Consider the following 11,752-nt stretch of genomic DNA (forward strand, 5'->3'; position numbering starts at 1 on the left):
TTCGTTAAATAAATATGGACACATACGTAATTAGATTCAATCCAAATAAAAACAAGGGCGTTTATGCGATTTCTTTAGTTGAAGACCCAGCTATTGAAGAGTATTTTGTGCAAATGTCAAAGGATTATGAAATAAAATTAGCAGAAATAGACAAGGAAAAGCGTCTGTTTATGACACCCGTACTTATTCCTGACCAAAAAATATTAAGAATTGACGATAATGGCAATGCTTTTAATATAGTTTTCCCAAAAGAAACCATACAATTAGCACAACAAGAGTTCCAAAAGCGTGGTTTTCAAAATGAATCTACACTTGAACACGATATAAATCTAAAATTAGAGGGTGTAACGTTTGTTGAAAGTTGGATTAAAGAAGATGAGGTACACGATAAAAGCGTAATGAAAGGTTTTAACCAACCTATTGGCACGTGGTTTACTATTTTTAGAGTTGATGACGATGATGTTATGGCTAAAATAGAAGCGGGGGAAATCAAAGGCGTATCTATTGACGGAGCTTTTGAATTAGAAGAGAATAATATAAACACAAATATGAATCTAGAAACTATTTTAACAGCGATTAAAGAGGGCTTTGCCTCTCTTAATCAAACACAAGTTAAGTTAGGGAAATCTATGACTATCGATGAGCAAGCGGTTTTCTTTGAAGGGGAAATGTTAGCAGTTGATACAATGGTTTTTGCTGATGAGGCTATGACGGAAGCGTTTGCTGATGGAACTTACGAAATCGACGGAATGATGGTTGTAGTTGCAGAAGGTAAAGTTGCTGAACTTACTGAAAAAGTTGAAGAACTTTCAGAAGACAAAAAAGAAGAAGAAAAGGTTGAAATGTCAGATGACGTTGAGGCTAAAGTAAACGAAATTATGCAAGCGTATGTTGGCGAAATTGCTAAAGCTGTAGCTGCACAATTAGAAGGATTTAAAGCTGAAATGAAAAAAGAAGAAGCGGAAGTTATTTTAACTAAAGCTACTCCAATTCATACAGAGGTTGCAGAGCCTAAAAACTTGCAAGAGAAATTTTTATTAGAATTACAAAAACAAAATTAATATGCCAACAACAGTAACTGTAGGTTCGAACTACAATGGTAAAGTAGCTGGTGGTCTTTTCCTAAAAGCGTGGAAAGAAGCTGACACTTTAAAAAACAATTTAGTAACAATTTATCCAAATGTAAACTCTAAACTTTCTTTAAGAAAATCAGAAACTACAAACGGAAGAAGAGAGTACACTTGTGGACACACTCCAGCGGGTTCAATTACTTTAGCTGAAAAATCAATCATTCCTACAAAATTCAAAGACGATTGGGATTTATGTAAAGAAACTTTTAGAGCTACTTGGACTGCTGACGAAATGGGAGCAAGTGCTGCTAACGATGTTTTTCCTAAAGAGATTTTAGATGGTATCATTGCATCTAAATTAGCAAACGAAGCATCTTATACAGATGACAACATTTGGCAAGGTGTAGACGCTACAAATGGTTATGATGGTTTCTTAACTCAATTTGCTGCTGATGTTAATATCGTAACAGTTGATGGTGAGGCTATCGACAAAACAAATGTTATCGCTGAATTAGAAAAAGCGGTTGCAGCTATTCCTCCAGCAATTAGAAGAAGAACTTTAAACGTTATGGTTTCTCCTGATGTTGCACAAGCGTATAACTTTTACTTAATCGACAAAGGAACTGTTAACGGATTAGGTGGTAACGCTAATACTGAATTAGTTTTCGGAAAACATAGATTAGTAGAAGTAGGTGGTTTACCTGAGGCTACAATTGTAATTGCTGAAACAGGAAATTTAGGATTTGTTACGGGTGCTTTAGAAGACCATAACTCAATTCAAGTAGTTGACGAAGATGCTATCGGATTGTTAACAGGAAAAGTAAGAGGTACAATGGTTTATAACGTTGGAGTAATCTACGTTTATGCTCCAGAGATTGTATGGTACAGAATTCCTGAGGCTTAATATTAACATAAAGGCTCGTTAATTCGAGCCTTTTTAAAAACATATAAATATATGAATTGTGATTTTATTACAAAAGGAAAAAAAGTAGCGTGTTTAGGCACGGTTGGTGGTGTTAAAAATATATTTATTGGTTTATATGCTGACTATGGAATTACTGCTACTGCTCAAGTTGTAGCATCTTTAGGCACTTTAGACGAAACCTTTAAATACGAATTTTCAAGCAATACGCAAGGCTTAACAGAAACGCCTAACATCAATTGGGATAACGGAACGAAATTTATTTCGCAAGTTTTAGTAGGTAATTTACCAATATTAGACCCTGAAACTCAAGAAGAGTTATCATTAATGATGAGAAACAGAATTGTAGTTTTCGTTGAGGACTATAATGGTAACATCAAATTAATGGGTTACAAAAACTCTGCTAAAGCTACGAATGGTAGTGCGGTTACAGGACTTGCAAAAGGTGATTTAAATGGATTTACATTTGAGTTCACAGCAGAAGAGCCTGGCTTTGCTCCGTTCTTAAGTTCAACTGCTAAAACAGCATTGTTGGCAACGGTACAAAATTCATACATTGGAGAAACTCCAGTAGTTTAATTTTATCTTCCATTTTTTTTAACCTCTCTAATTAATTTTAGGGAGGTTTTTTTTATGTAAAAAAAATAAAGTATTACGTTATTAAAGTATGGACTATTTTATTACTTCAAGCGAAACACATAATTTAAGATTTTTGCATAGGGTTTACGAGCCTATTGTAACATTAACTTTATGGCACGAACTTACAAATACTAAAAGCGTTATAAGTGGGATTGAATGTGAATTATCAGATGGATATAGTTTGATAACATTTGATTTTAATTTTATCTTAAACGGAACGTATACGCTTGAAATTACAAATAATAGTACACTAATATACAGAAGTAAAGCAAAAGCAGTATGAAATTAGAAGTTTTAAAATTAGCAAAAGAATATATTAGACCTGAAATCAAAGAAAGTCCAAACAAAGACTTTGTTATGAATGGGGAAAATAACCAAATGTATAAGGATATTATAGCGAGTTATTACGGAAGTCCTACAAACTCCGCTATTATCGATTCGTATGCACGTTACATTTATGGATTAGGTTTTAATATTCAACAGAATTTTATATCTAAAACGGATTTAAGAAAAGTTTGCTTTGATATGGTTCTATTTGGCGAAGCTTCTTTTGAAGTAACTCCAAAAGGTAATTTGTACCATATTGAAAAAAATAAACTTTTACCAAACAAAGCAGAAGATGGGGAAATAAAAGCGTATTGGTTTTGCTTTGATTGGGATGATCAAAAGAAATACCCGCCGCGTAAAATACCAACCTATGGATTCGGTAAAAAAACAGAAAACCAAGTATTTGTAATAAAGTCAAACCAAGTCGGGCAATTCTATTTTGGTAATCCGAGTTATATTTCAGCGTTACCATATTGCGAAGTTGAGAGCGAATTAGCTAACTACTACGTTAACCATATAAAAAATGGTATGTCTTTCGGACACGTTATAAACGTGAATGGTGGCAAACCTGAAAGTGAAGAAGATTTAAACAAATTCAGCCGACAAATTAGAAACCAATTAACGGGTAGTACAAATGCGGGTAAATTTCTTTTGTCTTTTAATGATAATAAAGAAAGCGAAACTACAATATCAGCATTACAAGTAAGCGACGCACACAAACAATACGACTTCTTAACTCAAGAAGCTCAAAATAAAATTTGTATTGCACATAAAGTTGTATCAGGTGCTATTTTAGGTATTACAAAAAGTACAGGATTTAGCTCTAATGCTGACGAAATAGAAACTGCTTTTAATGAAACTTATTTGAATGTTATACAACCTATTCAAGAAAACATAATTGACGCAATAGAGTTTGTTAAAGGGTTAAGCGGTTTGGAGTTTTTGAGTTTAAGACAAAAACAAACTCCTGAAACTGCATTAAGTTTATCAAAAAAAAAAGAAGGGACTGATTTAATAGCTGACGAACTTATAAATTTAGGTGAAGAAATTAATGATGAAGAATGGGATTTGATTGATGAAGTTCCAATGAGTGGAGAGCCTACATTTGGAGAGTTAGAATTAAAACTTGCAAAAGTTCCGAGTTCTTTTCCAAATGTAACAAGCGAACAAGATACAAGCCTTTTTAAAATACGTTATTCGTATGGTGGTAATCCTGAAGGTCAAAGAGAATTTTGCAATAAAATGATAAAAGCTAATAAGGTGTACAGAAAAGAAGATATAGAATTAGCGAGTAGCAAAGTTGTTAATCCTGGTTTCGGTCCTGAAGGTGCAGATACATATAATTTATTTTTCTACAAAGGCGGTGTGAATTGTAAACATTTTTGGATGCGTAAAATATATTTAAGAAAAGGTAATAATTCATTAAGCGTAAACGAGGCACGCAAAATGATTTTAGCTTTAGACCCTGCAGATAGACCAAAAGCAAAATGGGAAGAGAATGACAAATTAGTAGCACAACCAGCACAAGCAAGCAATAACTATTTTAGATTAGAATAATGATAGTACTTTTAAGAGATAACGAAATAACAGAGAATACTCCTTTAGGTGGGAATATCGATGTAGATAGATTGCGTCAGTGTATTATTGACGCTCAAATTACAAGATTAGAGGAATTATTAGGCGAAGATTTATACGATAAGATTTGTAACGAGTACGACGCTGAAACTTTAGAAGGTGATTACTTGACACTTTACGAAAATTACATTAAACCTTTTTTAATTCGTCAAGGTGCATTAGAGTTTTTAAAGATTGGAGCTTTTACAATTGGTAACAATGGTATTGCTTTACCAACTCCCGCTAATACTTCGGCTATTGATAGTAAAATGTTATCAAATTTAGTAAGCGAAATGCGTGCAAAAGCGGATATGTTTGCGGAACGTATGTATAGATGGCTTTGTAAAAAGAATTTACCCGAGTGGCGTTGTAGTAGTGATAATGTTGTAAATCCAAATAAGCCGAGTTTTGGTAATTGGTTTTTACAAAACGAATATATAGATGAGGATTTATATGTTAGAAGTATTTTAAATAAACAAAATGAAACAAAATGAAACACAAAGATTATTTTAACGGAGCAAATCAAGGATTAGCTTCTTTCGGTCAATTTGGATTAAGAGTATTAAATGCTGAACCTTCAATTGAAAACGAAACTTTCGTAGCTATTCAAGTTTTGACAGATGCAGTTATTACTTCAAAATTAAAACCATATCCAACACCTGACAGCGAAATAATAGGCGATGCGGAGTTGACAAGTTTAGCACTTACTGCGGGTACTATTATATATGGTAGATTTTACGATGTCGATGTAGAAAGCGGAAAAGTAATAGCATATAAAGGATAGTATTATGTTAGGATTAGGAAATAGTTTAATACATAACAATAGGGTAAAAAGGGGCGGTGCTATTATACCATTCAATACTATTGCACCTGTTGTAAGTGGTACTAATACTGTTGGAAGTATTTTAACTACTACTAACGGAACGTGGGGCGGAAGTACTCCTATTACTTATACCTATCAATGGTTAAGAAATGGTAGTAATATTATTGGCGCTACAAGTTCTACATATACTTCTGTTTTGGCAGATAGTTCAGCAAATATTAGCTGTAGAGTAACTGCAACTAATTCTGTAGGTAGTGCAAATGCAACTTCTAATAGTTTAACAATTTATGAAGAGGAATACAAATCTATTTTAGATTATGCAACAACGCAAGGTTATACTTTACCAAGTACAGCACAAAGATTAAAACAAAACACTTTATTGAGTAGTTTAAAAACTGCTGGAGTTTGGAATAAATTAGACACTTTTGCGAATTTCGCTACAGACGGAAGTACTCAATTTGCTTTAATAGATTGGAAAAGATTAACGCAATATACCGCTGTTTTAAGTCCAACTTTTACAACAAATGAAGGCTTTATGGGGAATGGAACAAGTTCATATATTGATACAAATTTCAATCCTGTAACGCAAGGCGTAAACTATACTCAAAATAATGCGAGTCGTTATTTATTTATGTTTTTAGCAAGTGGTACAGGTGCTTTAGATGGTCGTAGTACTGTTAATATAAACAACTCTTTAAGAGCTAGTTCATCTAACCAAAGAATTAATCAAGGTACAACCGCGTTGACTGGAGGCTCTTTTGATTTTACCGCGACTAAAGGAATGAAATCTATACATCGTACAAGCTCAACAAATGTTGAATTATTTAATGCAACCACGCAGGGAAGTAGAACTGCAAATTCAGCCTCAATGACTTCATCAAATCAGTTTATATTGCGAAGTGGTTCAGGATATGGAGCGCATACAATTTCATTTTATATGAATGGCGCAAGTATGGTAGCTGAAAATACCGCAATAGTTAACGCTGTAAATACTTATTTAAATTCTTTATAATATGTTAGTACTACACCCAAATACAGAACAATATAACGCATTAAATGGTTTTTTTAATAATTGCTATAAACTTGAATTTGCTAAAGATGGTTCAGATAGATGGATTGCTGGTCTTGAAGTTTTAGACTGCAAAGAATTTGAAGCAATACACGACCAACTTAATGAATTAGAAAGAATTGAATATACACCTATAATCGAATAACCTACTATGATTACCACTAAAACACTAATTATTATTTTAACAACATTTTTTATATTTATTACGCCAATACTCGGGCTATTGGCGTTAATATCGTTTGCTGTTTTGTTCGATACAATTTTCGCAATTTATGTAAGTATTAAATTAAAAGGAATTAACTCTTTTAAAAGCACTAAACTATTCAATATAGTTGTAAAAACTTTCTTTTATATGGGAAGCATAATATTTGCTTTTATGATTGATAAATATATTTTAGAAGGAAAATTGTTTGATATATCATTTTTAATATCAAAAGTACTTACCTTTGTTTGGATATATATTGAAGTCAAGTCAATAGATGAAACTTCAATGAAGTTAGGCAACCGCTCACTTTGGGTAATTGTAAAAGAAATTATATCTAAAGGCAAAAATTTAAAAAAGGATATTAACGAAATAAAAGATTAATGCTTTCGCAACTTTACGAAAATTATAAGAATATGGCAAAGATAAGTAAGAATTTCAGTTTAGAAGAATTTAAGTGTAAAGATGGTTCAGATATTCCAAATAATGCACTTTCAAATATTGTTGAACTTGCAAGAAATTTAGAAGTATTGCGAACTGCAATAAACAAACCTATTACAATTAATAGCGGTTATAGAAGTCCGAAGTATAACGCTAAAATAGGTGGCGTAAAAGATAGCCAACATTTAAGAGGTACAGCTGCGGATATTAAAGTATCAGGAATGACACCTAAAGAAGTGGCTTTAGTAATTGAAGGACTTATTGAAAGTGGAAAAATGAAAGAGGGCGGTATTGGAGTTTACCCTACATTTACTCATTATGACCATAGAGGAAGAAAAGCACGCTGGTAAATCCGTTATTATAAACAAAATAGCCTTTATTGTCCGTAATAACAAACATAAATAATTATGAAACCAAACAAAAACAGACGTTATAGGTTAAATAATGCAGAAGTAAGAAAGTTAGGACTTGAATTTAATTTAAGAAATAGATACAGACTTTCAAAAGAGCAAGAAGTTGAACTACTAAAACTTCGAGAGCCACAACATCAAATAAAAAGATTGTTTTTTGATATTGAAACAAGTCCAAATATATGTTATGCGTGGCGTATAGGTTATAATTTATCTTTACAACCTCACGATATAATCGAAGAAAGAAAGATAATTTGTATTTCGTACAAGTGGGAAAGCGAAGATAAAATACATAGTTTAACGTGGGATTCAAACCAATGCGACAAGCAAATGTTAATTGATTTTGTAAACGTTGCAAATACTGCTGATGAATTGATAGCACACAATGGTGATAGATTTGATATAAAATGGATTCGAACACGTTGTATTTTTCACCGAGTGCCAATGTTTCCACAATATAAAACTTTAGATACCTTAAAGAAAGCTAAAAATGGATTTAATTTTAATTCAAATAAACTCGATTACATAGCTCAATTTTTAGGCGTAGGGGCAAAGGTTCAACATAGAGGTTTTGATATGTGGAAAGACGTTTTAAAAGGCTCTAAAGAGGTAATGAGAGAAATGGTAGTTTACTGCGAGGGCGACATTATTGTTTTAGAAGATGTATTTTTGACAATGCAAAATTATATTAAACCAAATACACACGCTGGAGTTTTAGGTGGGAACTTGAAATATAGTTGTAGTTGTTGCGGTTCAGAAAATGTAACTTTGCTTAAAAATAATGTTACTGCTTTAGGAACTATTAAAAGACTAATGCAATGTGATGATTGCGATAGTACAAACGAAATAGGCAATAGTGCTTATATGAATTATTTAAAATTTAAAACAAATAACTTTATATGAAAATACAAATCGAAGCACACAAAAAAAAGCACACATTTGAATGTGAGTATGACGACTTAACAACAGAGGAAATAATTGAAATTATAACTAATTTATTGATAAGCGCTGGTTATGATTATCAAAATATTAAAGATGAATTACAATGAGTGATATAACAAAATGTAGTGGTTTTAATTGCCATTTAAAAGACAATTGCAAAAGATATAAGGCAATAGATGGAATATGGCAAAGTTATTTTACAGAACCGCCTTATAAAGATGGGAAATGTGAGTTTTTTTTAGGTGACGAATCTAAAAGTACTTTAGCAAAATTAATTTTAGGTTGTTTAATCTTAACTTTATTTTCGTGCGGAACTGTAAAAAAGTCAAGTTCAGAAACGGAAGTTAAAAGCGAAACTGAAACCGATATAACAAAGTTTAGTAATTCGTTTACTTTAGAGCCTGTAAATTTGGATAAACCTATACTTTTAGGAAAAGATACAATTTACAATACAAGGGTTATTTATAACAATTCTAAAGAAACAATTAAGGAAAAGCAAAATATTGATTTTAAAGAAGAAGAAGAAGTTAAACAAGTTGACTATTCAGAAACTATAAAAATAGTCGCAAATCGGTTTATGTGGCTTATAGGAATACTATTTGTATTGTTTATTATATTGAATTGGATAAAAAATAAAACCACCTTGTTATAGGTGGTTTTTTATTTCTAATTCTGTTTGTGTTATTGAAAAGTATAGATTTTGAAGTTGGTGAACATATTTTAATTCTACATAAAGACTACTTGATTCAGGATTAAAAATTATTTTTTTATTATTAAAAAAATATAAATCAGTACCAAGTAAATAAAATCTTTTAATATCTAAATTAGATTGTTTTAAACCAAACTTCAAAAGCCATTCTTCTGTTAGTGGTATTGGTTCAAAATCTTCAATGCCTCTTTCTGCAAAATTAGAACTTTGTATTAAATTATCCCAAATGCAAAATCCTTCTACTTTTGTAATTCCTATACCTAAAGGAGAAATATAATTACCAATTCTTAATTCTTTTATTTCCATTTTCTATTAATTAAACACGTTATCTAAACTTTTTTTTAAATCGTCAATTGTTGGCTTCTTTCTTTTGTCAACTTTTGGCGTTAATTCTTTAAAAATTATTTCTCTTATTAACTTTGAAACGTTTACTTTGTTTGCTTTTAAATCAGTTAATATTTTCTTTTGTTCTTTTGTTAAAGTAAAACTATGTATTTCTGTATAAATTTCCATATTTTATAAGGGTTAATAAGAGGAAATAATATTTTTTATGATGTAATATTGTAGTTAGTGGCAAGGCTAATGCGACCCAACAACTTCATCCAAAATTTCGGCAATAGTTTCACCATACCAAGTTTCACCGTCTACAGTAAAGTAATAGTCAGTTCCACAGTATTCTTCCATACCGTTATAATTATCCATTTCGTGTTTGCCAAAATTATATTTACTCATCAAGGCTTTTAATTCATTTTTGAATGCCTCAATTTTTTTCTTTCTGTTTTCAAATTCTAATTCTTCCATTTTATTTAAGTTTTGTGAGAAAGCCCAGCCACTAACAGCGTGTATAAAAAATGGCGGGTTCTCGGTTAATTTAAAATTTTGTAATTCTAATTAAGTTCTGCGTTTGCTGAAAGTTTTGGAGTTCTAATCCGCCACTTCTTATACACGCAAGACGTTACAGGAAATGCTACGATGCGTTTTCATAAGAACGTTTTTGCTTAATAAAACTAAAAATGTGTGATATTACATCAACAGTCCATCCATTACCAATCATTTTAAACCTTTCTGTATTACTAACGCAATCTGTATAGTTTTCAGGGATAGTTTGTAATCTTTCATATTCTTTAGCTGTTAATAACCTACATAAAGTTTTATCTTCATTAAGTAAATATTGGTTAGTGTGGCAATTTTTAGTTGTTAAGCAATTTGCTTTATCGTTTTTTACCCAATTTAAACCTTTATCAATTCGCATTTTATCACCCCAATTTTTATAAAAACATTTTGGTATTTCTCTAAATGGTAAGTTTTCTAAAACATCTTTAAATAAAATATTTCTATCTTCAGGAACAATAAAGTCAATATTAGTCCAATAAAGTCTATCTCTATTTTGTGCAGAAACTAAATTACTATTAAAGGCAATCGGCTCAACTCCTAGTTCTTTTGAAATAATATCCCTCCATTGTTTTTTCATATTTACATTTTCCAACATAAATAATACATCAGGATTTTTTTGTTTCAATTCATTCAGCATTCTTACATATTCATAGAACAAACCACTTTTACCATCAAATCCACTTCCATTACCAAAAGAACTAAAACTTTGACAAGGACTTCCACCTATAAACAAATCTATTTTCGGCAAGTTTTTAGCATAAACTTTTGAAACATCGCCTAATTGTTTAGTTTTTGGATAATTTTTTTGTGTTACTTTTATTGCACTTTCATCTATTTCACAAGCAAAATAATTATTTGATATAATTCCATTTTTTTCTAATGCTATTTGTCCATTACTCATTCCATCAAAAAAAGATAATGTATTAAAATCCGCACTATCCTGTAACAGCGGTTTTAAGCAATTACCACTTTCGGCTAAATTTAAAGTTTGTTTTGTATCTGTAATCATTAGTTTTAAATCAAAAGTTTAGGCAGTTTTATTGGCAACTGCTTAAAGCCACGAACCGTTACCACTCAGCTTACTCAGCAATGTAGATATTAGAAGGTCTTTTATATTCTTCCAACTTACCGGTTGTGTTACTCCAATCATCTACTCTTTCAGTATTTGGTTTATTTTCACTTTTGCAAGCATAGTGTATTTGGCATCCAGCAATTATCAAATGATTTTCATCGCTTCCTACTTTTGCAAACCAATTAGAGCTTCTAACATTGGTTTTAATTCCTAAAATAGCATCGCTTACTATTTCAACTTCTCCCCAAACTGATTTATATTGTTTTCCATCAGGAGCAAAAAACCAGCAATCTGTTGTAATTAAATACTTTCCTTTCATAATTTGTTTGTGATTAAAAAGCCGAAGTGGTAACATACGCTAACCGCTATTCAGGCTTTAGGTTAAATTTAATTGTCGTTTTGTGTCTGTAAGATTAGTCATCATCCGAAAGTTCAGTCCTTACTTTTCCTGAACATCGGTTAGCGTCCGCCGTTATTACTCAGCTTGACGTTTGCGTTCAAAAAATATCCTGATAAACATTCCATCACTATTTAACCATTTCATGGGTTCTAATATTCTAATAATTTTCCAACCTCTTAAAGTTAAACCATCAAGTTCTTGTGACATATTTTCATCAA

19 protein-coding genes are annotated in these 11,752 nt (G+C 31.4%); 14 read left to right on the top strand and 5 right to left on the bottom strand.

The window, feature by feature from the left end:
- Positions 1-14: 14 nt before the first annotated feature.
- From ABWO04_RS02400 to ABWO04_RS02465, 14 genes are all read left to right on the top strand, one after another.
- Positions 15-1,061, top strand: a complete 1,047-nt coding sequence (locus tag ABWO04_RS02400; RefSeq protein WP_353076980.1) for an XkdF-like putative serine protease domain-containing protein — start codon at positions 15-17, stop codon at positions 1,059-1,061.
- A 1-nt stretch (position 1,062) separates the two neighbouring features.
- Positions 1,063-1,974 (top strand): hypothetical protein, encoded by a 912-nt coding sequence (locus ABWO04_RS02405; protein ID WP_353076982.1) that lies wholly within the window; start codon positions 1,063-1,065, stop codon positions 1,972-1,974.
- 51 nt (positions 1,975-2,025) lie between these two features.
- The gene (locus ABWO04_RS02410; protein WP_353076984.1) at positions 2,026-2,571 is read left to right on the top strand and encodes a hypothetical protein; all 546 of its coding nucleotides are present in this window, start codon (positions 2,026-2,028) and stop codon (positions 2,569-2,571) included.
- An 88-nt stretch (positions 2,572-2,659) separates the two neighbouring features.
- Complete coding sequence (locus ABWO04_RS02415) at positions 2,660-2,914, top strand: hypothetical protein (RefSeq protein WP_353076985.1); 255 nt, start codon at positions 2,660-2,662, stop codon at positions 2,912-2,914.
- Positions 2,911-4,515, top strand: a complete 1,605-nt coding sequence (locus ABWO04_RS02420; RefSeq protein WP_353076986.1) for a hypothetical protein — start codon at positions 2,911-2,913, stop codon at positions 4,513-4,515. Before ABWO04_RS02415 ends, ABWO04_RS02420 begins: the two co-directional genes overlap by 4 nt.
- A complete protein-coding gene (locus tag ABWO04_RS02425; RefSeq protein WP_353076988.1) occupies positions 4,515-5,066 on the top strand; it encodes a DUF6712 family protein in 552 nt (183 codons plus the stop codon). The genes ABWO04_RS02420 and ABWO04_RS02425 overlap by 1 nt, the downstream gene beginning before the upstream one ends.
- Complete coding sequence (locus ABWO04_RS02430) at positions 5,063-5,356, top strand: hypothetical protein (RefSeq protein ID WP_353076989.1); 294 nt, start codon at positions 5,063-5,065, stop codon at positions 5,354-5,356. Before ABWO04_RS02425 ends, ABWO04_RS02430 begins: the two co-directional genes overlap by 4 nt.
- Before the next feature lie 4 nt (positions 5,357-5,360).
- The gene (locus ABWO04_RS02435) at positions 5,361-6,407 is read left to right on the top strand and encodes a hypothetical protein (protein ID WP_353076991.1); all 1,047 of its coding nucleotides are present in this window, start codon (positions 5,361-5,363) and stop codon (positions 6,405-6,407) included.
- Position 6,408: 1 nt separating this feature from the next.
- Positions 6,409-6,609 carry a hypothetical protein gene (locus ABWO04_RS02440; RefSeq protein ID WP_353076993.1) on the top strand — a complete coding sequence of 67 codons (201 nt, stop codon included), beginning with the start codon at positions 6,409-6,411 and terminating at the stop codon, positions 6,607-6,609.
- A 207-nt stretch (positions 6,610-6,816) separates the two neighbouring features.
- Positions 6,817-7,050 carry a hypothetical protein gene (locus ABWO04_RS02445; RefSeq protein ID WP_353076995.1) on the top strand — a complete coding sequence of 78 codons (234 nt, stop codon included), beginning with the start codon at positions 6,817-6,819 and terminating at the stop codon, positions 7,048-7,050.
- A gap of 32 nt (positions 7,051-7,082) precedes the next feature.
- Positions 7,083-7,457 carry a YcbK family protein gene (locus ABWO04_RS02450; RefSeq protein ID WP_353076997.1) on the top strand — a complete coding sequence of 125 codons (375 nt, stop codon included), beginning with the start codon at positions 7,083-7,085 and terminating at the stop codon, positions 7,455-7,457.
- A gap of 57 nt (positions 7,458-7,514) precedes the next feature.
- Entirely contained in the window at positions 7,515-8,420 is a 906-nt protein-coding gene (locus ABWO04_RS02455) for a ribonuclease H-like domain-containing protein (RefSeq protein WP_353076999.1), read from the top strand.
- Entirely contained in the window at positions 8,417-8,566 is a 150-nt protein-coding gene (locus ABWO04_RS02460; protein ID WP_353077001.1) for a hypothetical protein, read from the top strand. Before ABWO04_RS02455 ends, ABWO04_RS02460 begins: the two co-directional genes overlap by 4 nt.
- The gene (locus tag ABWO04_RS02465) at positions 8,563-9,111 is read left to right on the top strand and encodes a hypothetical protein (RefSeq protein ID WP_353077003.1); all 549 of its coding nucleotides are present in this window, start codon (positions 8,563-8,565) and stop codon (positions 9,109-9,111) included. Before ABWO04_RS02460 ends, ABWO04_RS02465 begins: the two co-directional genes overlap by 4 nt.
- On the opposite strand, the gene ABWO04_RS02470 is transcribed toward ABWO04_RS02465, so the two are convergent.
- The 5 genes from ABWO04_RS02470 to ABWO04_RS02490 all read right to left on the bottom strand — a co-directional run bounded on the left by ABWO04_RS02470 (position 9,106) and on the right by ABWO04_RS02490 (position 11,489).
- Complete coding sequence (locus tag ABWO04_RS02470; protein ID WP_353077005.1) at positions 9,106-9,474, bottom strand: hypothetical protein; 369 nt, start codon at positions 9,472-9,474, stop codon at positions 9,106-9,108. The two genes, ABWO04_RS02465 and ABWO04_RS02470, sit on opposite strands and share 6 nt — an antisense overlap.
- 6 nt (positions 9,475-9,480) lie before the next feature.
- Entirely contained in the window at positions 9,481-9,681 is a 201-nt protein-coding gene (locus ABWO04_RS02475; protein WP_353077007.1) for a hypothetical protein, read from the bottom strand.
- Between the two features lie 66 nt (positions 9,682-9,747).
- On the bottom strand, positions 9,748-9,969 hold the full coding sequence (locus tag ABWO04_RS02480; protein ID WP_353077009.1) for a hypothetical protein: 222 nt from the start codon (positions 9,967-9,969) through the stop codon (positions 9,748-9,750).
- A gap of 166 nt (positions 9,970-10,135) precedes the next feature.
- Entirely contained in the window at positions 10,136-11,071 is a 936-nt protein-coding gene (locus tag ABWO04_RS02485) for a DNA cytosine methyltransferase (protein ID WP_353077011.1), read from the bottom strand.
- A 70-nt stretch (positions 11,072-11,141) separates the two neighbouring features.
- Entirely contained in the window at positions 11,142-11,489 is a 348-nt protein-coding gene (locus ABWO04_RS02490) for a hypothetical protein (RefSeq protein ID WP_353077013.1), read from the bottom strand.
- Between the last annotated feature and the right edge of the window lie 263 nt (positions 11,490-11,752).

The sequence above is a fragment of the Flavobacterium sp. genome, from assembly GCF_040382755.1.
Classification (GTDB): Bacteria; Bacteroidota; Bacteroidia; order Flavobacteriales; family Flavobacteriaceae; genus Flavobacterium.